Source organism: Acinetobacter genomosp. 33YU (genome assembly GCF_001990725.1).
Classification (GTDB): domain Bacteria; phylum Pseudomonadota; class Gammaproteobacteria; order Pseudomonadales; family Moraxellaceae; genus Acinetobacter; species Acinetobacter seifertii.
The window spans coordinates 327,717-354,497 of the sequence record NZ_LFZQ01000004.1; the positions used below are offsets into that span (position 1 = coordinate 327,717).

Consider the following 26,781-nt stretch of genomic DNA (forward strand, 5'->3'; position numbering starts at 1 on the left):
TTTGAGCATAGTGTACCCGATTTAAACAGGAATTTCTTAGCCTTCTAAATGGCACACATAATCGAGCACTTCATCAGTCTCAATTTTAAAAACACTATTTCCAGGAACATAAAATGATTGACCAGCGCGGAACAATTCACTTTCATTGCTGTCTGCAATTTTCACGCGACATTCACCTGAAATAATTTCCATACGCTCAGGAACATGTGTTTCAAATGTTAAAGGCTGCTCAGTCGGCAAAATAACACCTAATGTTTTTTTCGTTCCATCTTCAAATTGCACGGTATGGCTGATACATGCTCCACCAAAATAAACATTTGACTTTTTGATGACCGTTACATGATCAAATTGGGTTGAACTCATGCACATTCTCCAGATAATGCAGCATTTATATAAATTATGTTGAATGTAGTTTAATTGTGCCTAAATAACTAATCAATCAGTTTTCATACGGATAGACTTGTAATTTCCACTGCTCGGCCTGAATTTTTTTGGCAAAAGTATAAGGTAAATTAATCTCAATATTTCGACTATTCGATACAATTGAATCATATCTACAAACTTCATCACTGTTTTCATCGAGTAAAACCCAATAAACTTTCTCTGCTGTTGGGTGAGTAACAGCAGTTATAATCATTGGTGAGCCATTATCCATGCCAACATGAAAATTATCTGGCTCATCTTGCATTGAAGCTGATTCATAAGCCGGAAAACTGACACTATTTTCATCAAATTGCTGGCTATCATGTACAAGCACACTTTGTTTTAAAGTTGGCCAAATACAATAACGCAGATAATGTTGATCTATAACTCGATTGTCCGCATACCTTCCAGTGGCAACATAATCCCTGATATGTGCTTCAATATTATGAAAATACTGATATATTTTTTACTCTTCAAAAATAAACTGGCAAGTAAAAAATATCTTTCTACACAATTAAATAAATGTATCTATGAATAATTCTGATAATTTTTGATATCGACGATTATTGCCAAATAATAAACGAACAAGAATCTTGGAGTTCTATAATTTCAGTTAGAATAATAGATCACTTGTAGCAAATTCAAAACTTCTCTATCTTTAACCCATAATTTGGCGCGTTGGATGCGTTTATGCTCACACATTTAACTTTAATTAATTTTGCATTAGCTGATCATTTAGCTATTGATATAGAACAAGGATTTAATGTTCTAACAGGTGAGACAGGTGCCGGAAAATCATTATTACTGGATGCACTTTCTGCCTGCTTAGGTGAACGTACAGATACAAATTATGTCCGCTATGGTTCGGACAAAGCGGATGTAACCGCTGTTTTTACTTATCAGGACAATAGCCCTGAAGCGAAATGGCTACAAGACCATGAACTAGATGATGATTCTGGGGAAATTCATTTACGACGTGTTATTTTCGCAACTGGTCGCAGTAAAGCATGGGTCAATGGACGTCCGAGCAGCCTCTCTGAGCTTAAAGAATTAGGACGTTTACTGGTTCAATTATATAGCCAGCACAGCCAACAACAGCTACTTGAGCCACCTTATCCAAAGCATTGGTTAGACCGTTATAACAATTTTTATGTAGAAGCGAATGATGTTCGTGAGGCCTATAGCACATGGCAACGCACAATTCGTTTACACCAAGCAGCTTTAGATGCTCAAGCAACCCGTCTACAACGTATTGCGACCTTAGAGCTGCAAATTGAAGAGCTTGAAGAGGTTATTCAAACTGATTACAAAGAAATCGAGCAAGAGTTCGATCGTCTAAGTCATCATGAACATATCATGCAAGATTGTAGCTATAGCCTGAATGCGCTTGATGAAGCTGAGCAAAACATTACTCAAGAAATGTCGTCGATCATTCGTCGTTTAGAATCTCATGCTGGACGTAGCGAACAGCTTTCTGAAATTTATAACTCATTATTAAATGCACAAAGTGAAATTGATGATGCCACATCAAATTTACGTCAGTTCATTGATCGTCAAAGTTTTGACCCTGAAAGAATGGAAGAACTAAATTCCAAGCTTGAAGTTTTTCATCGTCTGGCACGTAAGTACCGTACTCAGCCAGAGACGCTCAAAGAAGAATACGAAACTTGGCAAAATGAGCTTGAACAATTGCACCAACTTGAAGACCCAGAGACTCTGGCAGAGCAAGTAGAAAAGTCACATGAGGAATTTTTAGAGAAAGCTCAGCATTTAGACAATATTCGTCGTGAAGCTGCTGCTCCACTTGCAAAACAGTTAACCGAACAAGTGAAACCCTTAGCACTACCAGAAGCCCACTTTGAGTTTAAGTTTGAACCCCTAGAACAACCAGGTGCAGAAGGCTTAAGCTTTATTCAACTTTTATTTACGGCTAATAAAGGTATACCACCACAACCATTGGCTCGTGTGGCATCGGGTGGTGAACTGTCACGTATTGCACTCGTCATGCAAGTCATGAACGCGGAAAAAACAGAAGCAGAAGTTTTAGTGTTTGATGAAATTGATGTGGGGATTAGCGGTGGTACGGCTGAAGTGGTTGGGCGTTTACTTGCCGACTTAGCTCAACATGTCCAACTTTTATGTATTACTCACCAAGCACAGGTCGCTGCGCAATCTGATCAACATTTGTTAGTTAAAAAGCAGCAAACTAACCCAGCCAGTAGTACCATTGTACAACTTGATGAAAATCAGATTATTTCTGAATTAGCACGTATGTCTGGTGGTGTTGAAATTAATGAAACGACCTTACAGCATGCTAAACAATTACGACAACTTAAATTTCAGGCTTCTTCAAATTAATAAAGAAAATGAGAGAAAAAGATTGGCGAAATCCGATTAACTCTTGTATGTTGATAAAAAGAACCTATATAGATAAAAGGGTCGTGAGACCCTCTAGCGACATTTTTTGAGGGAGAACCGCTTAGGTGACCAAACAATACATGACTCACCGTTGTCTGATTGCCCCGCCAGAACTGGCAGATGACTTTTTTGCAAATACAGTAATTTATCTTGCCCGTCACGATGAAGAAGGTGCTCAAGGCATTATCATTAATCGTCCTGCTGGCATTCAAATTAAAGAACTCCTGAATGATTTAGATATTGATGCAGACAATGTAAATCCACATGAGGTTTTACAAGGTGGGCCTTTACGCCCAGAAGCTGGCTTTGTCCTTCATACTGGCCAACCAACTTGGCACTCTTCTATTGCTGTGGGTGAAAATGTCTGTATTACCACCAGTAAAGATATTCTTGATGCAATTGCACATAACGAAGGTGTGGGTCGCTACCAAATCGCACTAGGTTATGCGAGTTGGGGTAAAAATCAGTTAGAAGATGAAATCGCTCGTGGTGACTGGCTTATCTGTGATGCCGATATGGATCTAATTTTTAACTTACCATACGATGACCGTTGGGATGCAGCCTATAAAAAGATTGGTGTAGATCGCACATGGCTGGCTTCTGAAATCGGACATGCTTAATGACTGTGACACAATCCAAATCAATTATGGCGTTCGACTTTGGCACTCAAAAAATGGGGATGGCGATAGGTCAATCTGCAATTGAAAGTGCTAACCCACTACCGTTATTTGTAATGAAAGATGGAATTCCTAACTGGGACCAGCTTTTAAAAATTGTAAAAGAGTGGCAACCTGATTTGTTTATTGTTGGTCTTCCATTAAATATGGATGATAGTGAGTCAGAGCTTTCTACACGTGCCCGCAAATTTGCAAGACGTTTACGCCATCAAACCAATATTGAAACTTGGATGGTGGATGAGCGCTTAACGACGCGTGAAGCAAGAGAAGAGCTCGGCTTCTATCAAGAACAAGGACGCGCAAAGAAATTATCAGCAGATAGTTTTGCAGCAGCCTTGCTGATCCAGAGTTGGTATCGAAATCCAGTCGGCTTAACACCATAAAAATAAAAAAGCATGTTTTACACATGCTTTTTTATTGAGTAGAAAAACTTAAGCTTTTTATTTTTCAATAATATGTACTGTCGCAGTACGGCCAGAAACAAAAGCAAGCTGATTTTTTGGCGCTTCGTCTAACACAATTTTCACAGGTACGCGCTGCGCTAAACGAACCCAGCTAAAGGTTGGGTTTACGTTTGCAAGCAATTTAGAACTGCTTGAACGCTCACGGTCTTCAATACCCGATGCAATACCTTGTACATGACCTTTAATTTTCTGACTATCACCCATTAACTGTACACTCGCTTCATCGCCAATATGAATACGGTCTAATTTTGTCTCTTCAAAATACCCTACAACATAGAGTTGTTTACGGTCTAGTAATGCTGCAACTGCTTGTCCAACTTGAACATAATTACCAGGGCGCATATCAAAGTTAGAGAGTGTTCCATCTGCGGGTGCCACCACAGCAGCACGATGCATATTAAGTTCAGCTAAATGCAAGTTACTTGTCGCAGCTTCAACGAGTGCCTGTTGCTGCTTAATAGTTGCTTCTGCTTGTTCAATCGCAGCTTGAAGTTGTTCATGCTCTGCAAGGGATTGATCGCGAGTTGCAAAAACTTGATCTTGTTCTTGTTTAGAAATAGCGCCATCCATTAAGTTTGAATAACGGTTTGCGTTTTTCTCGGCTAACTTAATGTTCGTACTCGATTTAATTAAGTTTGCCTTCGCTTGTGCTAAACCTGCTTGTGCTTGAGCAAATGCTGCTTTTGCTTTTGCCAAATCAGACTTTGCTTGCTCTACATCTAAAGCTCGGCGAGAAACATCAATTTTAAAAAGTACCTGACCTTTTTTGACAGTCTGGTTATCTTGAACTAATACTTCCGTTACAAGCCCTGCTACATCTGAAGAAACTTGAATGACGTCACCACGAACGCGACCATCGCGTGTCCACGGCGCTGCATTATAGTAATTCCACAAATGCACAATGGTATAGACCGCAATCATTAATGCGACAATCAAAATCACTGGACGGATGACTTTTTTCAACTCCAATTGATTCATTTCACTCACCTAACTCAATCTTTAATCTGGCAATCATCTTTAAGCACCTAACCCAACAAAAACTTGGTGTATCACCAAAAGTAATAAAAGGTAAAAACACAAATTGAAAATGCTGGGCAATGCAATCCAGCCTTGTGCAATCCATTTGTTAGTTAAAGGGCTTAACAAGCGGAAACATATATATGCAAATAAGGCTTGGACGAGCAAAGCGGGCACGTAAATACCGTAAACATTAAACTCACCCATGCGCTGTGGCTCCTGTAAGCGTACGATCTGCATTCATTTGGTTTGATGAAACATGACACATGCTATAAGCAATATTATTTAGTGAAATAAATAATCTTTGGCGAATAGCCATATCTTCTATATTTGAAGCAAGCTGTTTTAGTTCAAACAAAGTCTGATGAATATGTTGTATTAATACATCTGCTTCATCTTTTTCATTCTCTTTAGCTCTAAATAGCTCATCTAAATCTTGTTGCAAACGCCCAATATGATGAGCCAGTTCTGAAGATGACTGAACCTGATTTGCTAACTCTTGCAAACGGGTTAAATCAACAATTGCACTTGATTCAACAAGTGCCTGATGAATTGATTTTTTAATCTCTTCTGACTGCACCATTTTAGTGTTTAAGACACCAACACGGTCTAACATACCTCTCAAATGAACTTTGAATTCAATACCATAAGGGATATAAATCGCTTGGCGCATCGCACGATAATGTAAAGCTAAAATACGATTTGCACTGGTATCGGGTGACATGGCACGTACCACATCTATCACAATGAGAGATACCAATACACCCATGACCATACCAAATGAACTGTCTAGGTAAGACACTGCATCCATGCTATAAGCATTGTGCAAGTTCAGACCCATCATGGTATTAATACCGAGCACCATACCTACAGGCATGAGTGCCTGATTTGCCATCATAGAAACCGCAAATAAGAACATCGGTAACAAAACGAGTCCCAGTTCCCAAAATGTGGTGACATGAGGAAAAACACCAAAAGCATAAATAAACACTAAAACAGCCGATGCCACACTGCCCCATATAAAAATACGCAAGACAGGAACAGGGTTATCTAAGGCTGTTAAAATACAAGCAGTTACTGCACCAATCTGTGCCATCATAAATCCAGCCTTCCAGCCAGACAGAATCCACACACCTGTCACAATAAATGTAATGAGTACCGCACTAATACCGCCTCTGACCGCTACCCCGTGATCTCGGTGTAAACTTGGGTAGGTCGTAGTCATTGGAGTAATGTTATCTGGTATCTCTTTATTACCCTGCTTAATGCGTTGCCATAAAACTTTTACAGCCAATACATTACTAATAAAGTGGCGGACATCCATTTTCATGGCAGCCAATAAAACTTGCTGATGTTCAGAAGCCGAGTCATTTAAGTTCAAAAAGTCATTTTCAAACTCGTCAGGTAACTGCAAAACATTTTCATCAGTCATCTGGTCTTTTTGTTCGAGAAAATGAATCACATGACCTGAAAGCTGTTTTAATTTATCCGCATGACTTTCAACAAAATTCAGTTCTTGTAACTGTTTAATTCGTTCAGACAAAGCAACCAAGTTTGCAACTACCATCGACATTTGATGGAGCATTTCTTGCAAAGGCTTGGTCATGCCATGCAATTCACCTTTTTCATAACTCAAGTGAACTGCCAAAGCATGAATATCAGTTGTATCACGAGTAATTGCGGCTAAAAGCTGTGTATTGTTTTGCTGCTGGTCTGCATTTAACAAATTTGCAAATAGGTTTTCTGTATCTTTGAGTGTTTTAGTTACACGCTGCTTAATGGCTGAACCAATATGCATAGGCAAAATAGTTGCGGAAACCACTGCACTTGAAATCACACCAATTGAAATCTCAAGTACACGCGCCAAAGCAATATCAAAAATATTGTACTGATCAATATAAGTAATCGCGTTGTACGCAATCATTGCAGTTGAATAACCCGCCAACATAAATGCATAACTGCGAGGCGTCCGGTCGAGTAAGGATACATAAAGCGCAAAGCCTACCCATAGTGATAACACCACCGTAAAGATCCACGGCGTATTAATCAGATGAGGCGTGATTGTTAACGCAACAATGGCGCCACCCACCGTCCCTAAAACACGATAGACACACTTAGACGACACCATACCCGAATAAGGGTTGGCGATAATCAAGACAGTACCGATCGACCACATTGGATTAATCAGGTCTAATTCAAACGAGACAAATAATGCCAACATGCCGGCAATAAATGTCTTTATTGCAAAAATTAGATCAAGCTTACTCGGGCGAAAAGCCAGTATTTGCTTTAATAACATGAACTCATCTCAAATACAGATTTGAACTGATGAGCATGCTCCTCAGCGTGCCCTTGCTTTTTAAAAAGACAACACGACTTTGTCATTTGCCTTATAGACAAATGAGTTAATGAGAGCATCCTTCAATACAATGATTTTTCCTACATCTTTGCATGATATGCCTAGATGATTTCAGTTTGACCGCTATTTAGGCGACCAAGCTTAGGAAAGGAGAGACATCGAGAAAGCTGGCAGAGTAAACCAATTTCTCGATTAGATATTTTGTTGCACAATTTTTTCAAATTAAAGTTATTTAGTCAACTAAAATATCTTTATTTGATAATTTGATATGTTTTTAGTTAATCATATATGATGTACGAATCAAGAGAACTTTTCTGATTCTGAGCGTAAAATATTTAAATCAGGTAGTTATCTTGCAATTGAGACAAAGCTTCAATTTTTCTGTTATAAGAACTCAAGTGCGACTCTTTATTAAGGATACGAATAAGACATCATGGCAATTTCAAGTTTTGGCAAAATTTTAACCGTACTGGATTTATTTTCAGTTTCACGACCAGTGATTAATGTCGATATTATTTGCGAAGAACTTGGCTTGTCTAAACCGACCAGCTACCGTTATTTGAAAGAACTCGTATCTGCTGACTTATTAAAACGTATTAATGGTACTTCTGGCGATTACACTTTAGGCTCAAAAATAGCAGTTCTTGACTATGTATCCAGAACAACCGATCCACTCGTCCAAATCAGTACGCCGTTTATGCGCAATATCGTTGAGCGCACTGAACTTTGCTGTTTACTCACCTATTTAAATGACGACTATTGTATTGATATTCATCATGAGATTTTTAAAGATACTGAATTACTTTCATATGGCCGAGGTTGCCCGCGTCCAATCTATGTTGGAGCTTCACCAAAAACAATGGTGTCACATTTAAGTAAACAGCGCATGCATGACTACTATGAACGTTTTCAGAATGAGCTATCGCAGTCAGGTTTTGCTCTAGACGAAACAAGCTTTATTCAACGCATGCGTAAAATAAAAAAACAAGGCTTCTATTTCTCACAAGGTGAGATTGACCCTAATGTTTCAGGCCTTGCCGTTCCCGTTCGTTTTTCGAGTAAAGAAGTTCCTTTGGCTTTAACATTAGTCGCATCAAAGAATCGTTTTGACTTTTTAAATATTCAAAAACTGATTGAAATTTTGCAAGAAAATGCTGGATTGATTGAGCAGCGGTTTATGGAACTCTCAGAAAAAGGTGAGATATAAAATAGTATTTTTGATAATTTAAAGTTTTTTTACATTTTTAAGCATTGAAAAAACCAAAATATTCTCATATTATGATTTTAGCACCTATTGATGATTCTTTTCATCAGCAGCTCATCAATAGAAGGCTCTCCCTCAGAGGAATAAGCTCATGCAGCCATCATGGGCTTTTTTCTTGCCTAATTTTTAGCAAAAACTTATGAAAATTTGAACTGACGGAATGTTAGATTAATACGTGGCTGTAAAATTTTTGTCGAACGATTTAAATGGTGTTGCCAATATTGTTGAGTTTCACCGCGCATCACAATAAGTTGCCCCGGCTGTAACCACATTTCAACTTTTTCTTTAGTGTGAATATGTCTAAAAGAGAACTTTCTGGTCGCTCCAAAACTTAAAGAAGCAATAGTGGTTGTTCTAGCTAAAGACACATCTGAGTCGCTATGCCAAGCCATACCTTGCGTTCCATCTTCATAAAGATTGGCTAAGCAAGAATTAAATTTTTCTGAAAGAATTTGTTCTACCTGCTGTTTCAACTTAGCAAGCGCTTTGTCCCACGGCAAAGAATCCCGAAAAACACCAGAATACTTATATCTATAATGCTCGTCACCATACCAAGCAACTTTGCGGGGAGTAATGAAGTGCTTGCCGTATAACTTCGCTTCATCATGTCGCCATGCTAAATGTTGATACAAATACTGAAAATATTGCTCGGCCTCTTCAGCACCTAAAATACATCCATAGTCCTGAACTTCGCCATCATAAGGTAATAAATTTTCACAAGGTTCCGGAGAAAATAAATCTAGAGTCATGCAATCTCCCCTTGCTGCTTAGCTATCTCTCAAGCTAACAATGCCAGTTTAGTGCCGTTTTGCCAATGGTATTTACTCCTCATACCAATTACGTGAGTTACGCTATTTTTGCGCTTTGCAATAAAAAAGCCTTTCTCAAGGAAAGGCTTTTTAGAATCTTATTTGGTTTTATGGCTGCTTTAGATATGGCCACGCGGCTTTTAAATAAATAAACATTGACCACAAAGTAAGAATGACTGCTGTATATAACAAAGCATAAGCCAACATTTCTAAAGGCTGCCAGTTGAGTAAGAACACACTAATCGCAATCATTTGAAATGCAGTTTTATATTTACCTACAGTTGACACTGCTACACTGGTTCGCGCACCCAGTTCTGCCATCCACTCACGTAGAGCAGAAACAGTAATTTCCCGTGAAATAATAACAATGGCTGCAAAAGCCATCGCAATGGTAGGTTTCCACTGTACTAAAACAATAAGTGCAGCTGCTACCATGAGTTTGTCTGCAACTGGGTCTAGAAATCGGCCAAATGCTGAAGTCTGGTTTAAAGATCGTGCCAAATAGCCATCAAACCAGTCGGTTATAGCAGCCAGCACAAAGATCGCAGTCAAGATAATATGACGAGTCATACTTCCTACGTGCTCACCAATACCTATTGCAGGCGGCCAATATGCAATCACCAAAAATACTGGAATAAGCGCGATACGCGCCAAAGTTAGGATATTTGGGATATTCAGGATTCGCCCTGTGGTCATAAACACCGCCAATTTAGTCTTCACGCATCTTTTAACAGACAAAGACACATACTTCAATATTGTATCTATCTGTAACAGCCACTTTATACGAAATATGTGAATCGAGAAAGTAGATTGCTTAGGTAAATACCGTAACAGTTTGCCTCAAAATTGCAATTAAATGATCACTTTGATCCCAAAGATATGCATATTCTGTCGAGTAACCTTCACTTGCATATTCCGTGACGACTTTATATTTAAACCAGTCACTCAATTGATGCTGGACTGGGTTCACATACGTAATGTGCCACGTTAAAGAACTTGCAGGTGCAACTTGCTTAAACATTGGCAATACACCCGGCGGCCAAATGTCCATGAGAACAATCAAATCAGGCAATGTTAGTTGACGATTTTCATGTTGCTCTGGTGAGAACCTTGACCAACCACCAAAGTCTGGATGCTCACTTGCTGTCACCGGATAATTACCCTCAGCCCAACACACTTCAAAGTGCTGAAAGCATTCAGGCATATGCTGACCAAAAGGAATGACAGATAAATTTTCAGGTTGTACATATGCAGGAGCAACGGGTTCTTGTTTAACCTCAATACTCGATGCACGAGATGCCCCAAAACTTGCAACCAAAATGGTTTGCACTGCGTCATCTTGCCATAAACGTGCCTCAAGCGTAGTGACTGACTTCCCCTCTCTTAAAACCTCAATAGTCAATCGGGCAGAACCTTGCTGTACAGGACCCACAAAAGTAACACTACAACTTAATAATCTTTTATTTGGATCTTGAATATGGGAGCATGCTTTTTGCATTAATAGCCCAGCAACAAGGCCACCAAAAACCGTACGGCCCTGTAACCACCCTGCGGGTATATCAATCCATTCATTTTGTTTTACATCTTCAAATAGCTGTAATAATGACATGCATATCCCTAAGTCATGTGCGTGATTAGAAAGTATCTTTCATTATTTTGACCATCATGTGAATGGTCATGATGCTATTAATTTATGAGTGCTTTTGTCACTCAAATTTTAAATACGTGGCTACTCATGCAAAATTTTATAAATCGTTCTTGCCATCACTTCCCCTAAGCCTGGCACGACTGTCAGTTCTTTTTCCGATGCTTTTAACACGCCTTGAATCCCACCAAAATGTGTTAACAAATCTCGACGGCGTTTAGGCCCTAAGCCTGGAATGGCCTCTAAAACTGAGGTACTACGGCGTTTATCACGCTTAGCGCGGTGTTTAGTAATCGCAAAACGGTGAGCTTCATCACGAACCTGTTGAATCAAATGTAGGGCTTTATGATTTTCAGGTAACTGAGTTTTTGTGCCGTCAGTAAAATGAAGCGTTTCAAGTCCCGGTTTACGCCCTTCACCTTTTGATACACCAATCATGAAAGCCTCAAGTCCAAGTTCTTGCATAACTTCCATTGCCATATGAAGTTGGCCTTTACCACCATCAATTAAAAGCAAATCAGGCAGCATTGCCTTTTTATAGCGACGCGTTAAAGCTTGTCGCATCGCAGCATAATCATCGCCCGCAGTAATATCTTGAATGGCAAATTGTCGGTAGTCACGTTTACGCGCACCGCCTTGGTCAAACACCACGCATGATGCGATCGGTGCTTCGCCCATGGTATGACTAATATCGAAACATTCGATACGATCAATTGGACGGCCAACCACCTGCTCAAGCTGGTGGAAACGCTCATTGAGTTCTAAATGGTTACTCAACTGCCCTTTAATTGCATGCTGAACGTTCATTTCAGCAAGCTCTAACCATTCAGCACGTGTTTCTCGCACATTGCTCTTAATCTGGACTTTCTTTCCAAACTGCTGTGCTAAGGCTTCTTCAAGCTCTTTATGGTCAGACAAAGCAGTATTTACAATCAGTTCACTTGGTACTTCATCAGCAACCTGAAAGTAAAAGTTTGCCATAAAGTCACTTAGCATTTGTCCGAGGTCATCACCCAACATATCAGGGAAATAACTTTTACCACCTAGCATACGTCCGTTACGTACATGCATAATCTGCACACATGTCACACCAGCCTGATAGGCAATGGCCAAAATGTCAGCTTCACCTTTCACTTTGAAAACAGCTTGTTGCGCTTGTACTTCACGAAGCAAAGACAATCGATCTCGATAAAAAACAGCTTTTTCAAATTCAAGATCTGCCGCAGCTTGCTCCATTTTCGCAATCAGCTCTTGGTTTAATTCTTTGGTATCACCTTGTAAGAACCGAATACTGTTATTCACATCTTCTTTGTAATCTTCAGGTGAAACCAAGCCTACACATGGGGCCGAACAGCGTTTGATTTGATATTGCAAACATGGACGTTTGCGCTGTGAGAAGTAACTGTTTTCACACTGGCGCACATTAAAAAGTTTTTGTAAAACCAGTAAAGTATCTCGGGCACTATAAGCGCTTGGATAAGGCCCAAAGAACTTCCCGATTTGATGCTTACCTTTGCCACGTCCACTGGCAATTCGCGGATATGGTTTATCTGCCGATACAAAAATATAGACATATGATTTGTCGTCTCGCAGCATGATGTTATAAGGCGGACGATGTTGTTTAATTAAGTTTTGTTCTAAAAGCAGCGCTTCTGTTTCTGAACGCGTGACGAGCGTTTCAATATCATAAATTCTGGCAACTAAAGCTTGAGTTTTCGGATGCTCAATGGTTTTGACAAAATAACTCGATACCCGATTTTTTAGGTTTTTTGCTTTGCCCACATATAACAACTCACCATCTTTCCCTAGCATTTTATAAACGCCTGGAAGCTGGGTCATATGGGCTAAAATTTTTTCAATATGAGGACGAGCGTTTTGATTCACTATTGGTATGCATGGCTTAATACTGAATACCTAATGTGATGTTTTCATCCTTACTTTTCAAGTGCTTTACTGTGCCAGAACCTAAATTTGACAAGCGATGACGAAGTAGACCGACAAAGTGTGTCGTACGTCTTTAGGAATCGAGACGATAGTAACTATATTTCACGTCTTTTTCTTTATAGACCGCATAGGTTTTTTGACGAAAATCTGAGAACCAGCCATTGCCAGTATAGCCAGCAATGTGTCCATAGGTATGGCCACTGGTACGTTCAATAATATAAATATCGCCTTCTTGAGGACGGTTGAATGCTGGTTTGATTTTCTTATAGCCGTTCTTTTCTAGAGTATGCCCCCAGTCAGATGCAGCTACTGGATGCTTTGAAACATCTGCGCCAGCCGCTTGTAAAGCAATCCGAATATTTTTGGCGCATTTTTCTTTACTGTGCTTTGCTGACATGCTTTCAAGTTTGCTTGAGAACTTATGCAGATCGATATTTTGGTCTTCTACCTTATGTCTTTTAGAAGTCGATCGGCTATGCTTTTTAGTCTCAGCCGAAGCTTTATTTAACATCGCTTTCGTTTTTAAGTCACCCTGAGAACTTTCTTCTTTTCTCAATTTAATGTGGTGAACATGTGCATGAGCTACGTGATGAGCATGAGCCATTTTGAAACCTACTTCCGCTAACCAGTCTTCGAAAAAACGGAGCAATTGTAGAATCAAAATTATGCGTTGGCTTTTAATAGTTGTAACAAATTCCTAGCATTGTGAAATGAGTCACAAAAAAAATTATCGAATTTATTCTATAGAAAATCCCTTTCGAGCTTACTATAGATTGGTCAATCCCATCTATTTCAACACGATTGACCAAGCACTTATAGAGGGTTTCAGATTAGTTTAAAATATTTAAATAAACCGTACGCTCTGCAGTTTTTTGAATAAAGCACTGGGTATATTGCATCTCTTGATTTTGCTTACGCATATCAGCAGTCCAATAATCGGATTGCTTCTGGTAAGTTTCTAAGTCCTTTTCAGGAATTTCTTCCACACTTTTTTGTGCCAGTACTTTACATTCAACATCACGTTTTTTAAACCAATCCGATTGATCTTGTTTAAATTGAGTTTTTTTATCGGCACTCAATTTATCCCAAGTCTGATTTAAGCGTTCCACTTGCTTCGCTTTGTCGCTATCCAATTCTTTTTTACGAACATCCATGGCTTCTTGAGCCAAAGCAGTCTGCTCTTCATTATTTTGTTCAGACATTTGTCGATTTTCTTCAATATTTTCGTCAATCAACTCATTTTCTTTAACATAAGCCGCATATTGCACAGCTTTAGTGGCAACGAAAACCAATCCTTCAATCACAGTGTTTTGACTTGGCAGATCAAACACCAACCCCTCTTTATCTGTTTTTGTGATGTTATAGAAAAATTCACCTTTCAATTGGTCATTTTCAAGAGTCAAAGATGATTCATTATCCGAAAAATAGTCATTAAGCGTTTGCGATTCTTCATTAGAGTGACGCAGTTCTTCAACATATGCTTTTTCCGCACGTTTTTGTAAACCTTTAGGAAATGAAACAACCAATTGGCTTTCACAGCTGAGTTGTGTATTTTTTTGGCTTTCATCTTCTAACGGTAAAGTACGAATATTTTTAATTTCAAATTTCAAACCTTGATTAATTTTATTAAGAATATCAGCATCAACCTGATATTGACTTTGTCTTAAGCTACGTTCGATTTGCTTCAAATATTCTTTTTTCAAAGAGGTTTGAATCTGATTTAAATTATCAGGGTGCGTACAGCTCCAATCCGAAATTGCCTCAACTTTTTCTGTTTTTGATTTTGGCTCTGGCTTGGATTTACCACATCCAGTTAATATTACTGCTGCACTAAATGTAGTTATTACTAAAGCTTGTTTCATCACCGTATTCATTTATGTTCCACGCAAATTTTTAAAATTTATTAAGTACAAGAAAGGTATATATTTACCAGCCGCATTATGATCCCAATAATTAATATAAAATTCACCTAAAATTTTAAATAAAATACTCCCTACGCTAATAATCAGCGTTTTAAATGCATAAAAATAAATCTAAATGATTTAAATAATCACAATAAAAAACGCCCTTTCGGGCGTTTTAATTAAAATACATATGGTCGCACAAAAATCAGGAAGAAAATTCCAAGCATGAGGAACCATTTTAAGAAGTAATATAATTTACGGTTTTTCGCTTTTAACGCTTTAGCTTTAATACGAATTTGGTACACATAACCAAAAGCTTTATTTAAACCACCCGTTTGGTCACCTGTTTCATTCGGTGAGCTTGCTGCAGTCATCACGTTACGGCCAAACCAATGGTTGAAACGTTCCATCCATTTCACTTTCATTGGACGCTCAACGTCCGCGAAGAAAATGATACGGTTTTGATCGGTCTTATTTTCAGCATAGTGAATATACGTTTCATCAAACACAACGCTTTGACCGTCACGCCAAGAGTATCTTTCACCGTCTACATCAATAAAACAACGATCATCATTCGGCGTAATTAAACCTAAGTGATAACGAAGTGAGCCTGCATAGGGGTCACGGTGTCTAACCAAGCGGCTATCAGGAGCAAGTTCGGTAAACATTGCCGCTTTAATGGTTGGTAATGTTTTGAGTAAAGCAGTGGTTTTCGGACAAAGCTCAGCAGCCGAAGGATGGCTTGACTCATACCATTTCAGGTAAAAACGCTTCCAACCTGTTTTAAAGAACGAGTTAAACCCTAAGTCATTGTAGGTACTTGATGCTTTAATCCCACCTTGGTCATATAAAGCTTTCGCTTCGTCTCGAATCATTTCCCAATTTTCATCTAACACTTTTAAATCTTTGAAGTGTTGAGTATCGATATAAGGCTGATTCGGTACCTTTGAAAAGATGTACATTAAAAAGTTAATCGGTGCGAGCAAGGTTGAATGGTCAAAAAATTGACGATAAAACGAGTGACGCACTTTGCCGCGATGTTGGATATACAATGCAGATATTACAAAAATCGCTAATACGATCCACTTAATCATATTGCTACTCTTTCAAAAGTTTAGGGCAACCTTACCTTAGTTTTCAAAGGTAATCGCAGCCGGAAGATTATTAATTGGCGCAAATTTTAACAAAATTGACTTATAAAAAGCGAATGTCAAAAAATTAAGTTAAATAGTAGACAGCCCTATTGTAATAAAAATTTAAAATATACTGTATTTTTCCATAACATCCAGAAGGTTAAAATTCATCACAATTGTTACTGTTATTTATAGACGATTCTACGAACAATTGACATTTTTGACAGAAAATTAACTTTTAAAAATTACTCATTTTTATATAAAAATTTCATAATCCTAATGCCTTATAAACAAAAATTTAAATTAAAACAAATATCTTTGATTAGAACCTATCTTTATGATTTCTTTTATGCATTTAATAAAGATGAATTGAATAATAAATAAGATGACCCTTGCGTCACGGCTTGATACAACTTGTCAGGTTTTTTTTAGATATAGTTATCGTAAGATTAGCGAAGCATAAATGTGTACCGAAGTTGTGCACACGCTTCATAACATCAACTTAGAAGTCCTCCAAAACTAAGGAGATCAGGCATGATCCACGCTGGCAATGCCATTACCGTCCAAATGCTTTCGGACGGAATTGCAGAATTCCGCTTTGACTTACAAGGTGAGTCGGTCAATAAATTTAACCGTGCAACAATTGAAGATTTCCAAGCAGCGATTGCTGCTGTAAAAGCCAATAACGATATTAAAGGCTTAGTTGTAACTTCGGGTAAATCTACATTTATTGTTGGTGCAGATATTACTGAATTTGGCGAAAACTTCGCCCAAGGCGAAAAAGCAATTGTTGACTGGCTTATGCCTGTTCACGAGATCTTCAATAGCTTTGAAGATTTAGACCTTCCGAAAGTTGCTGCTATTAATGGCATGGCTTTAGGTGGCGGTTTTGAAATGTGCTTAGTGTGTGACTATCGCGTGATGTCAGAAGCTGCACAAGTGGGCTTACCAGAAATCAAACTCGGTATTTATCCTGGTTTCGGTGGTAGCGTTCGTTTAAGCCGTGTTATCGGTATCGACAACGCAGTTGAATGGATGGCAATGGCTGTTCCTAAAAAACCGGCTGCTGCACTTAAAGATGGTGCTGTAGATGCGGTTGTAGCTGCTGACAAATTACTTGAAGCTGCAACTGACTTGGTTAAACAAGCAATTTCTGGTCGTTTAAACTGGAAAGCAAAACGCCAAGAAAAACTTGATGCTGTAAAATTGAACCCGCTTGAACAAATGATGGCGTTCAACACAGCAAAAGGCGCAGTACTTGCTAAAGCAAACCCTGCTCAATACCCTGCTCCAAAATTATTACTTGATTCATTACAAGCAGGTGCAAGCCTTGCACGTGATGAAGCGTTAAAAGTTGAAGCTGAAGGCTTTGCAAAAGCAGCAATTACACCACAAGCTGGTGCATTGATTGGTTTATTCCTCAATGACCAAGTTGTTAAGAAAACTGCTAAAAAACATGAAAAAGGTGCACACCCTGTAAACCAAGCAGCTGTACTTGGCGCTGGTATTATGGGTGGTGGTATTGCTTATCAAGCGGCAAGCAAAGGCACACCAATTATCATGAAAGATATTGGTAACCCACAACTTGCATTAGGTATGTCAGAAGCGAACAGCTTGTTAACTAAACAAGTTGAACGTAAGAAAATGAAACCTGCGCAAATGGGTGAAACTCTTGCACGTATCCGCCCTACTTTAAGCTACGACGAGTTTAAAGAAGTTGATATCGTAATCGAAGCAGTTACAGAAAATCCAAAAGTTAAAGAAATGGTACTTGCGGATACTGAAAAGAATGTCCGTGAAAATACGATCATTGCTTCTAATACGTCTACAATTTCAATCACACGTTTAGCGAAAGCATTACAACGTCCTGAAAACTTCGTTGGTATGCACTTCTTCAACCCAGTTCACATGATGCCGCTTGTAGAAGTTATTCGTGGTGAAAAAACTTCTGAAGAAGCGATTGCAACGACTGTAGTGCTTGCTCAAAAAATGGGTAAAACACCAATCGTTGTAAACGACTGCCCAGGATTCTTGGTTAACCGTGTATTGTTCCCTTACTTTGGTGCGTTTGACCTTCTTGTAAAAGACGGCGCAGACTTCCAACAAGTTGACAATGTAATGTCTAAGTTTGGCTGGCCAATGGGTCCTGCTTACCTCATCGACGTTGTTGGTATCGACACAGGTGTACATGGTGCAGAAGTCATGGCAGAAGGTTTCCCAGACCGTATGAAGCCAGACTACAAAGGTTCAATTCAAGCAATGTACGAAGCTAAACGTCTGGGTCAAAAGAATGACGTTGGTTTCTACAAGTACGTACTCGACAAGAAAGGCAAGAAAGCAAAAACTGTTGATCCAACAGCATATGAAATCATTGCTCCTTTCGTGACTGGTGAAAAACGCGAATTTGATAACCAAGAAATCATTGACCGTATGATGCTTGCTTTCTGTAACGAAACAGTTCGTTGCTTAGAAGACAATATCGTTGCAACTGCCGCTGAAGCAGACATGGCAATGATTATGGGTGTAGGTTTCCCTCCATTCCGTGGTGGTCCATGCCGTTACATCGACCAAACAGGTGTTGCTGAATACGTTGCGCTTTGCGACAAATATGCACACTTAGGTAAGGCTTATGAAGCGCCGCAAATGTTGCGCGACATGGCTGCTAACAACAAAAAATTCTACGGTTAAGGAGCGACGTGAATGGCTACTTTAAATCCACGTGACGTTGTGATTGTTGATGGCGTTCGTTCTGCCATGGGCAAATCTAAAAACGGTATGTTCCGTAATGTACGTGCCGACAGTTTATCTGCTGAACTTGTACGTGCGCTCGTTGCTCGTAACCAGTTTGATGTAAATGAAGTTGAAGATCTGATCTGGGGCTGTGTAAACCAGACTCTAGAACAAGGTATGAACATTGGCCGTAACATCGGTTTATTGGCTGACTTGCCTAAAACTGTTGCTGGTCAAACAGTGAACCGCCTTTGTGGTTCGTCTATGCAGGCAATCCACACTGCGGCAGCACAAATTGCGACTAACCAAGGTGATATTTTCATTATTGGTGGTGTAGAGCACATGGGCCACGTAGGTATGATGCACGGCATCGACCTTAACCCAGAAGCATCTAAACACTATGCGAAAGCATCTAACATGATGGGCTTAACTGCTGAAATGTTAGGTCGCATGAACGGCATTACTCGTGAAGAACAAGATGCGTTCGGCGTTGAATCTCACCGCCGTGCTTGGGCTGCAACTCAGGAAGGTCGCTTCAAAAACGAAATCGTTGGTGTTGAAGGACACGATGCAAATGGCTTTAAAATCCTTTGCGACATTGACGAAGTAATTCGTCCAGATGCAAACCTTGAAGCGTTCAAAGCATTAAAACCTGTATTTGACCCTAAAGGTGGTTCAGTAACAGCAGCAACTTCTTCTGCTCTTTCTGACGGTGCTTCTGCAATGTTGCTTATGTCTGCTGAACGTGCTCAAGCATTAGGTTTAAAACCACGTGCTGTCATTCGCTCTATGGCAGTTGCAGGCTGTGATGCAGCAATCATGGGTTACGGTCCAGTTCCAGCAACTCAAAAAGCACTTAAACGTGCTGGTTTAACGATGGCTGATATTCAAACTATCGAATTAAACGAAGCATTTGCTGCTCAAGGCTTGTCAGTAATGAAAGGCTTAGGCGTTTATGACAAACAGGACATCATTAACTTAAATGGTGGTGCGATTGCTTTGGGTCACCCACTAGGCTGTTCTGGTGCGCGTATTACCACTACGTTATTAAACGTAATGGAACAACAAGATACTCAAATTGGTCTTGCGACTATGTGTATCGGCCTTGGTCAAGGTATTGCAACGATTATCGAACGTGTTTAATTAACACCAAGATAAAAAAATCCCCGCTCAGTGCGGGGATTTTTATTTTAAGAAATATTTAGATACAAACTAATATCCGACACACTTAGTTTGTATCCTTTTTTTATCATCATTAGATGCTATATTTAGTATACAAATTTTTCTTAGAGTAAACTTATGCAGCATACGCTTCATAGCATGAATTGGAATGAGTTAAATCAAGTTCCTTGTGAAATCTTACAAGGGACGGATGCTAACAACAAACTTCATGAGCTTGGGCTTGATATTACGGATGAACTACAGCTTGCTTTTCGGTTGTCTAATAACGGATACGCAATTCGTAAGAAAAAGAACCCTGGTCGTGCTATGGGACGATGGGGTGATATCTGTGAACATGCAGATACGATCCTAGAACCATTCGGATGGACTTTAATTCGTAAGAACGGTCAACCCTGTCTTGTTAATTCTGAGAAAAATTTACAACTTATATTTATGTCTCCAAATGATGAAGCATTTGGAAATGAGTTAAATGTAATTACCTCAAAATGTCATAAAGGTCATGCAACTGAGTTAAAATTATTATCAAATAAATCTCATTATGCAGATGAAAATTTTTTCAGAACTTTTATTGTTTACTATCAACCAAGTAACCTAATCGATTCTGAAAATAGTAGTTTCTTACCATTTGAAATTGCATATGCTACTGGTGTTTATAAGGTATCTGCTGAGGATGAAAAAACTAAGTGCTACCCTATTAATCATACATTAAGATTAATTATGACTGAATCTCCAAATGCTCCAGAGGCATATAAAGCACCAATTCCGGATGAGAACAATCCTATTACCGAAGATGACTTCGGAGACTTACAAGCTATTTAACTTCAAAGAGTTAAATAATTTGCTTTAATGAGAATTTGTATGTACCAACTTGATCGTATCAAAGCCGCGCAAAATTTGCGCGGTTTTAGTCATTCGAGAACAGCTGAAGCTCTTGATATTCCCTTAGCCACTTTTAAAAAATACTTAAGTGGAGAAAGAAGTGTACCCCATGACTTTTGGAAAAAATTATCTCAGATTTTTAATGTCCCTTTGTCTTTTTTTTACGAAAAGAACTCTACACATTTCGGAATGTCAGAAGTCAATTTTAGAGCAAGAGCTAGAATCAAAGCATCTTATTCGAATTCTATCGCCGAATATATTTCTTTAGCAGAATCGATTAGCTCTTATTTTTCAAGAAATATTAAGAATCTTCCTGTCTTTAATATATTGGATGATTATAATCTTGATCCTGATAGTGATGACTCCCCTGAAATTACTGCTTTACGTATAAGAAGTGAATGGGGACTAGGTATACAACCTATTAATAATATAATTTCTTTAATGGAACTAAAGGGTATAAAGGTATTCTCTCTTCCATTAAATGTTAGAGAGGTAGATGCGCTTTCTATTTCACTTGATGGACAACCATTCGTATTATTAGATACTTTTAAATCTGCAGAACGATCAAGGTTTGATGCTGCGCATGAACTAGCCCATATTTTTTTGCATATTTATGATACACAAACACCAACCGACGATATTGATTACAAAAAACGTGAAAGTGAAGCTGATAGATTCGCTTCTTGTTTTTTAATGCCGAATGAAAGTTTCCGTGAGTTAGCGCCAAATGAAATGAGTATTGGCAATATGGTAAAATATAAAAGTTATTGGCGTGTTTCATTACAAGCGATCAATTATAAATCCCATAAACTTAATTTAATTACAGATTGGGTTTATAGAAGTAATTGTATGAAAATTAACTCATTGGGCTATCACAAAAATGAGCCTCAGCCAACTCACCACGATCAATCAATTCTTTATCTAAAATTATTAAAACTTTTAGATGCGAAAGGCAATTTTTCAATAAATGAAATGCTCAATGATATAGGTATCTCTTGGGAAGATTTTGATAACCTAACTTTTCGTTCACTCACCTTATTTACAGATTATAAAGAATCAAAAAGACCAAAATTGACTATTGTTAAATAAAGCTCTTCGGAGCTTTTTTATATTAATTTTTTGATTTTCTATATCCACAATTGGATTAAATTTGAATTCGAAAGCTTATTTTTAAATAAAAAAATCTTGCAAAACAATTATATTAAATGATAAATTTAAATAGATATCGGTGATTAGAAATTGAGTTGTGTATCACAACTTGCTGACTAATGTTAGCAGAACTGCTTAACTACGTACGACCTTTTAATGGTTGAACTTTGATAAATAACTGGTGTCGCCATTTGAGTTTTCACCGATATCACCTTTATATTTATGAATATTTTAAAATTTCCTATATCAAAATTAGCATTAGCAAGTGATAAAAAAGACTTATCAAATTTTTTAAACTATGATTACAAAGATTTCTGTTGGATTTTATATTCTCAGCCTATTCATATGAGATATAAATTAATTGAAATACCTAAAAAAAATGGGAAAATAAGGATAATTCATGCACCTGATTCACATTTAAAGCAGTTACAAAAAAATTTAGCAATTCAACTCAATAAAATTTTTGAGGAAAAAAATTTATATAAGCCTGCTTTTTCATTTGCTTTTAGAAAAAATAATAATAAACAGAAGTTTGGTATTTACTTTAATGCAAAAAGACATAGAAATCGTAAATTAGTTATTAATATTGACTTAAAAGACTTCTTTCATACAATTGAATTTAAAAGAATTGTTGGCTATTTTAAAAGAAATAAGTATTTTAATTTTCCTATTGATGTAGCGATAGGTATAGCCCAAATAGCATGCTATAAAGATCCTAAGACAGGAAAAACATTTCTACCACAAGGTAGTCCTGTTTCTCCTATTATTTCAAATCTAATAACAGAAATACTTGATGCAAAATTTACAAAGTTAGCAAAAAAATATAAATTTTATTATTCACGATATGCTGATGATCTGACTTTATCCTTTGATACAAATAATATCCCCTCTGAAGTTGTAAAGTATAATGAAAGTGATTATTCACTAGGTAGAGAAGTTATTAAAGCAATTAAAAGTAGTGGTTTCAATATTAATAATGATAAAGTGAGCTTTAGAACTAACTTTGATCGTCAACAAGTTACAGGATTAGTAGTAAATAAGAAGATAAATATACCTAGAAATTACTATGATTTTTCTAAAAGTATGGCCTACAATTATTGCCAATATGCTACATTTAAAAAGTCGTCTTACCATACTTTCGCTAAAAAAAATTCTAACCAAGGTGAATCAATTATAGGAATTCTGAACTATATTTATAATATAAAAATGGAGTACAAAAATAGAACAGCTGACAAACCACCTTATATTTATACTGAATTTAAAATAGACAAACCTAAATCACCTGAACAATTATTTTGGTCAAAAAATAGTTTTATTCGCCTATTATTACAAACTTATTTTCAGGAAAGTTTTGTTTATAGAAAAAAAATACATTTACTTTGTGAGGGTAAAACAGATCCTTTACATTTTAAAAATTACATTTCAACCTTACCCCCAGAAATTCAATCCTACTATGACTTTACAGCTTTCAAAGAAGAAAATTTAACGATTTTTCAAAAAGAATTAAATATTCGTTCTGGGACGCCAAATTTAAAACGTTTTATTGAGATTTATTCAACACTTTATATTTCAAAAATGATATTTGTAAATCCTACTATTTTAATAGTCGATAATGACAAAGCAGGAAATGAGGTTTTCCAATGTGCTACTGGTCGTTATAAAAAAACTAGCAAAAGTGATAAAGTTATAATAAATAGTATAGAAATAGAATATGCTTATATTTGCAAGAATCTTTTTATCATAAAACTTCCAAAGATTAACTCTGAAACTACTATTGAAGATTTATATGATACAACTCTAACTTCAACTATACTTAATGGAAAAAGCTTTACTAAAGATAATGTTTATGATCCCAATATTCATTATGGTAAAGTTGATTTTTTTAAAAATGTTATACGAAAAAATAGAGCTACTATTGATTACAAAAATTTTGAAGCCATAATTGAAATAATCAATAGGATTTTTCGCCTAAACTTTTACTTAAATTTAACCAATATTAATTAAAATTTTTAAGAATATATAAAAATAGCTCCCCGCTCAGTGCGGGGATTTTTATTTTATCGCCCTTTTAACCCATCTTGTATTTGCTGCTGTAATTTCATGAGGTCACTAATATTTACTTTCATCGTACCATCGCGATAAGCATCGACATTAGTTCGGTTAATGTTCAACGGCTTTAACATTTCAAAAAGACCATTGGTTGGGTCAGAAGATTGGATTCCACCTGCTACCGCTAAAATATATTGTTGTAAAAATGGGGAAAGTTGCGACAAATCAGGCTGCGGCATAACGGGCTGATAATCTACGGTCGTCATACCTTCTGGGACTAAAGCATTCTGTATATCGTTATGTATTTTATATTCATGGTGTTGTAGTGCTTGACGTACATTCTTATCTTCTTGAAACGGCACAAAGCCCACCTCGTCACGTAGCTCTGATTCAGCCATAACGCGAATAGTGGGTAAAGTCGTTACCTCTTCTGCCTGAACAGTTGGTAAACCCATAAAAGCAAATGCAGCGATTAAAGCTGATTGTTTTAGAAAGTTCATAACTAGCTCCAAAAAATCAGTCATCCTATTTCAATCAAAAGATGAAGATTCAAATAAAAGTCTCTATAAATAGGCTACAACAAACTGCTTTTTGATTCAGTAAGGCTCAGATAAACGGTAAATATAATTAAAATTTTTAATGTAATAGTAAGGAACTTTATTAATAGAAAGCCGAATAGAAAAACCACCCTATAAATTAAATATAATCATTTATAGAGTGAGATTTATCTTATAAATTTTTAGTCGTTCTCTAACATTTCTTTTAAAGAATTTACGACTTGCGGAAATGCCGTATAACCTTCCCGACCTAAAAAGTGCCCGCCATTAGGAACAGTAATGTACGGCGCATCAATATCCTTAGCTAATTGAACTGTCAGTTTTGGTGGAACCAAATCATCATTATCAGATAAATACACCAGCTTTTTCTTTATGTCTTTAAAGTAATTGGTGTCGACTTTGCTTTTTGCTATATAAGCATCGAGTGGAGAAATGTCTGAAAGTGGCCCAGAAAACCCAGATACTAAAATCATTCCTCCAATATTTTGATAACCATGTCTTTGCAAAAAGTGCAGCAAAGTAATCACACCCAAACTATGTGCCACAAAATAGGTATTTTCATTAACGTTAGGAATCTGTTCATCTAGTACCTTCTGCCAAGCATCTACATCGGGATGCTCAGAATCTGGAAATGGTATTAGGGTCACAGCCGTATGTTCATCTTCTATTTGATGTTTTAGGTCCAAAAACCAGTGATCATGTATAGAAGCTGAATAACCATGAAGTACAAATATTTGACGCATGTTCTTCTCCTGCAGTTCCAGTGTATTGGCATTTGCAACAAATGACATCAATCCGAATAACACCAATAAAATGAGTTTTCTGATCATTGAACAAGTACCATTTTGAAAGATAAAAGCATGCTAAACTATGACACCACTGTTAAGGTCAAGCCTATTTTATGAACCTCGCTAAAGTCGCCGAACTTACAAAAGTTAGTCCGCGTATGCTGCGTTATTATGAAAGTTTAGGGCTAATACAACCGCATCGCGCAAGTAATAACTATCGCAGTTATATGCAAAAAGACATTGAAAATATTAAGAAAATTAAAATATTAAATGATGCTGGTATGACGTTAAAAGATATCCAAGTGTTATTACCGTGTTTTGATTTAGATGAAAGGGTATTTATGCTCTGCCCTATTGTTCAAGAAAAGCTACAAACCGAACTGATGCATGTATGTGAGCAGTTAAACAAACTACAAACTTCTCAAAGTTTATTACAATCTTTCTTGATAAAAGGCAAAGCTGAGAGCACCAATACATAGTAGTTGATGCTCATGTTGTCATTATTCTTCTAGCTCATTTTCTAAAGCAGCCACGTTCTTTTTCTTAATACTTTCAATTTTTGCATTAAGCTTTAAAACATGCTGGTAAAGCTCGTTAAATTTTTTAACTTGGGCATTTTCATGAAAAAGAATCATATGATCTTTCTTTTGCCACGAATAATTTTTTAGAAGTTTAAACATTTCTTCTGCGTCATCTAAAATTTGTAACTCAATCACAAAAATTGCATGATCCTGATCAGCCTTTTGCTGAGTTCCCAATTTCATTTCAAGAAGTTGTCTCGTATCTGCATCAACAGATAATTCCTGAATTTTAGCGAGAAAAGTCTTATGAATTGATTCATATTCAGATTGATATTTATCTGAAGCTTTTCGAACATCTGCCAACATCTTTTCTGTTTCGGCATATTTTTGTTTTTTATCAATATCCAAACGGTCAACATTTAAAAAAGTGTCCCATTTCGCAGCTTTTAGTTCTCTTAAATATTCATTGCGCGCATTTACGTTTTGAACCCAATAATTTAAAAGAAACTCGGAGACTTGCTTGTAGTGTCCTGCAAGCCGTTTATCATGAATATCGAGTTGTACAGGTTTGGACCAATCTTGAGCCTGTTCATAAAGTTCACTCATTTTTTCACTCATCACCACATCGAACATTTCGCTACTGTCTTTAGCTTGTTGCTGTTTAATATGTTGATAGGAAAAAAAGACAATAGCTGCAATGACGACCAGACCTGCAATCGCAATCAAAATTCGGCGCATACGCACCTCCTATTTCCATTCTTATAGTTTTGCTCTTTATAGTTATAAAATAGAGCTCTTCGTTCTTTATATGCCATTTATTTCACAATACGCAACACTCTATTCGCTATTCAATGCTTTAAATCCTGATA

Annotated in this window: 24 protein-coding genes and 2 pseudogenes; 10 read left to right on the plus strand and 16 right to left on the minus strand. The window is 37.3% G+C overall.

The window, feature by feature from the left end:
- Window positions 1–36: 36 nt before the first annotated feature.
- Both AC056_RS04440 and AC056_RS04445 read right to left on the minus strand, forming a co-directional pair.
- Complete coding sequence (locus tag AC056_RS04440) at window positions 37–363, minus strand: pyrimidine/purine nucleoside phosphorylase (protein WP_000099685.1); 327 nt, start codon at window positions 361–363, stop codon at window positions 37–39.
- A 76-nt stretch (window positions 364–439) separates the two neighbouring features.
- Window positions 440–874 (minus strand): annotated as a pseudogene (locus AC056_RS04445) (tetratricopeptide repeat protein); the annotation flags it as partial.
- A 239-nt stretch (window positions 875–1,113) separates the two neighbouring features.
- On the opposite strand from AC056_RS04445, the gene recN reads away from it, so the two are divergent.
- From recN to ruvX, 3 genes are all read left to right on the plus strand, one after another.
- A complete protein-coding gene (recN, locus tag AC056_RS04450) occupies window positions 1,114–2,781 on the plus strand; it encodes a DNA repair protein RecN (protein WP_039251215.1) in 1,668 nt (555 codons plus the stop codon).
- Between the two features lie 125 nt (window positions 2,782–2,906).
- Window positions 2,907–3,461, plus strand: coding sequence for a YqgE/AlgH family protein (locus tag AC056_RS04455; protein WP_004699090.1), 555 nt, complete (start codon window positions 2,907–2,909; stop codon window positions 3,459–3,461).
- Entirely contained in the window at window positions 3,461–3,901 is a 441-nt protein-coding gene (gene ruvX / locus AC056_RS04460; protein ID WP_004699093.1) for a Holliday junction resolvase RuvX, read from the plus strand. Before AC056_RS04455 ends, ruvX begins: the two co-directional genes overlap by 1 nt.
- A 57-nt stretch (window positions 3,902–3,958) precedes the next feature.
- Here the strand turns inward: ruvX and AC056_RS04465 are convergent, their stop codons facing one another.
- From AC056_RS04465 to AC056_RS04475, 3 genes are read right to left on the minus strand one after another with little or no spacing between them, the layout of a single operon-like run.
- On the minus strand, window positions 3,959–4,960 hold the full coding sequence (locus AC056_RS04465) for an HlyD family secretion protein (RefSeq protein ID WP_019456779.1): 1,002 nt from the start codon (window positions 4,958–4,960) through the stop codon (window positions 3,959–3,961).
- Between the two features lie 39 nt (window positions 4,961–4,999).
- Window positions 5,000–5,206, minus strand: a complete 207-nt coding sequence (locus tag AC056_RS04470) for a DUF1656 domain-containing protein (RefSeq protein ID WP_004699097.1) — start codon at window positions 5,204–5,206, stop codon at window positions 5,000–5,002.
- Window positions 5,199–7,298 carry an FUSC family protein gene (locus AC056_RS04475; protein ID WP_077162842.1) on the minus strand — a complete coding sequence of 700 codons (2,100 nt, stop codon included), beginning with the start codon at window positions 7,296–7,298 and terminating at the stop codon, window positions 5,199–5,201. The genes AC056_RS04470 and AC056_RS04475 overlap by 8 nt, the downstream gene beginning before the upstream one ends.
- A gap of 493 nt (window positions 7,299–7,791) precedes the next feature.
- Between AC056_RS04475 and AC056_RS04480 the strand changes: the two genes are divergently transcribed.
- On the plus strand, window positions 7,792–8,565 hold the full coding sequence (locus tag AC056_RS04480; protein WP_004699103.1) for an IclR family transcriptional regulator: 774 nt from the start codon (window positions 7,792–7,794) through the stop codon (window positions 8,563–8,565).
- A gap of 194 nt (window positions 8,566–8,759) precedes the next feature.
- Here AC056_RS04480 and AC056_RS04485 read toward each other — a convergent pair whose 3' ends face one another.
- The 8 genes and pseudogenes from AC056_RS04485 to lpxO all read right to left on the minus strand — a co-directional run bounded on the left by AC056_RS04485 (window position 8,760) and on the right by lpxO (window position 16,018).
- A complete protein-coding gene (locus AC056_RS04485; RefSeq protein WP_039251217.1) occupies window positions 8,760–9,371 on the minus strand; it encodes an alpha-ketoglutarate-dependent dioxygenase AlkB family protein in 612 nt (203 codons plus the stop codon).
- A gap of 168 nt (window positions 9,372–9,539) precedes the next feature.
- Window positions 9,540–10,127 carry a CDP-diacylglycerol--glycerol-3-phosphate 3-phosphatidyltransferase gene (pgsA, locus tag AC056_RS04490; protein ID WP_004699108.1) on the minus strand — a complete coding sequence of 196 codons (588 nt, stop codon included), beginning with the start codon at window positions 10,125–10,127 and terminating at the stop codon, window positions 9,540–9,542.
- A 118-nt stretch (window positions 10,128–10,245) separates the two neighbouring features.
- Window positions 10,246–11,040, minus strand: a complete 795-nt coding sequence (locus AC056_RS04495; RefSeq protein ID WP_039251218.1) for a thioesterase family protein — start codon at window positions 11,038–11,040, stop codon at window positions 10,246–10,248.
- Between the two features lie 120 nt (window positions 11,041–11,160).
- Complete coding sequence (gene uvrC / locus AC056_RS04500) at window positions 11,161–12,960, minus strand: excinuclease ABC subunit UvrC (RefSeq protein WP_077162843.1); 1,800 nt, start codon at window positions 12,958–12,960, stop codon at window positions 11,161–11,163.
- Between the two features lie 133 nt (window positions 12,961–13,093).
- Entirely contained in the window at window positions 13,094–13,624 is a 531-nt protein-coding gene (locus AC056_RS04505; RefSeq protein ID WP_077162870.1) for a CHAP domain-containing protein, read from the minus strand.
- Between the two features lie 226 nt (window positions 13,625–13,850).
- Complete coding sequence (locus AC056_RS04510; RefSeq protein ID WP_077162844.1) at window positions 13,851–14,894, minus strand: lysozyme inhibitor LprI family protein; 1,044 nt, start codon at window positions 14,892–14,894, stop codon at window positions 13,851–13,853.
- Window positions 14,891–15,023 (minus strand): annotated as a pseudogene (locus AC056_RS19670) (hypothetical protein). The gene AC056_RS04510 and the pseudogene AC056_RS19670 overlap by 4 nt, the downstream one beginning before the upstream one ends.
- Before the next feature lie 80 nt (window positions 15,024–15,103).
- The gene (gene lpxO / locus AC056_RS04520) at window positions 15,104–16,018 is read right to left on the minus strand and encodes a lipid A hydroxylase LpxO (protein ID WP_004699120.1); all 915 of its coding nucleotides are present in this window, start codon (window positions 16,016–16,018) and stop codon (window positions 15,104–15,106) included.
- Window positions 16,019–16,591: 573 nt separating this feature from the next.
- On the opposite strand from lpxO, the gene fadB reads away from it, so the two are divergent.
- From fadB to AC056_RS04550, 5 genes are all read left to right on the plus strand, one after another.
- A complete protein-coding gene (fadB, locus tag AC056_RS04530) occupies window positions 16,592–18,745 on the plus strand; it encodes a fatty acid oxidation complex subunit alpha FadB (protein WP_004699123.1) in 2,154 nt (717 codons plus the stop codon).
- A gap of 12 nt (window positions 18,746–18,757) precedes the next feature.
- The gene (gene fadA, locus AC056_RS04535; protein WP_019456791.1) at window positions 18,758–19,930 is read left to right on the plus strand and encodes an acetyl-CoA C-acyltransferase FadA; all 1,173 of its coding nucleotides are present in this window, start codon (window positions 18,758–18,760) and stop codon (window positions 19,928–19,930) included.
- 156 nt (window positions 19,931–20,086) lie between these two features.
- The gene (locus tag AC056_RS04540) at window positions 20,087–20,788 is read left to right on the plus strand and encodes a hypothetical protein (RefSeq protein WP_077162846.1); all 702 of its coding nucleotides are present in this window, start codon (window positions 20,087–20,089) and stop codon (window positions 20,786–20,788) included.
- Between the two features lie 39 nt (window positions 20,789–20,827).
- Window positions 20,828–21,937 carry an ImmA/IrrE family metallo-endopeptidase gene (locus AC056_RS04545; RefSeq protein WP_077162847.1) on the plus strand — a complete coding sequence of 370 codons (1,110 nt, stop codon included), beginning with the start codon at window positions 20,828–20,830 and terminating at the stop codon, window positions 21,935–21,937.
- 282 nt (window positions 21,938–22,219) lie between these two features.
- Complete coding sequence (locus AC056_RS04550; RefSeq protein ID WP_077162848.1) at window positions 22,220–24,001, plus strand: reverse transcriptase domain-containing protein; 1,782 nt, start codon at window positions 22,220–22,222, stop codon at window positions 23,999–24,001.
- A gap of 53 nt (window positions 24,002–24,054) precedes the next feature.
- On the opposite strand, the gene AC056_RS04555 is transcribed toward AC056_RS04550, so the two are convergent.
- Window positions 24,055–24,546, minus strand: coding sequence for a hypothetical protein (locus AC056_RS04555; protein ID WP_213033470.1), 492 nt, complete (start codon window positions 24,544–24,546; stop codon window positions 24,055–24,057).
- A gap of 239 nt (window positions 24,547–24,785) precedes the next feature.
- Window positions 24,786–25,433, minus strand: a complete 648-nt coding sequence (locus AC056_RS04560) for an RBBP9/YdeN family alpha/beta hydrolase (RefSeq protein ID WP_077162849.1) — start codon at window positions 25,431–25,433, stop codon at window positions 24,786–24,788.
- 71 nt (window positions 25,434–25,504) lie between these two features.
- Here AC056_RS04560 and AC056_RS04565 point away from each other — a divergent pair, with 71 nt between their 5' ends.
- Complete coding sequence (locus AC056_RS04565; RefSeq protein WP_077162850.1) at window positions 25,505–25,870, plus strand: MerR family transcriptional regulator; 366 nt, start codon at window positions 25,505–25,507, stop codon at window positions 25,868–25,870.
- A 21-nt stretch (window positions 25,871–25,891) separates the two neighbouring features.
- On the opposite strand, the gene AC056_RS04570 is transcribed toward AC056_RS04565, so the two are convergent.
- Complete coding sequence (locus AC056_RS04570; RefSeq protein WP_004699140.1) at window positions 25,892–26,650, minus strand: hypothetical protein; 759 nt, start codon at window positions 26,648–26,650, stop codon at window positions 25,892–25,894.
- Window positions 26,651–26,781: the final 131 nt, after the last annotated feature.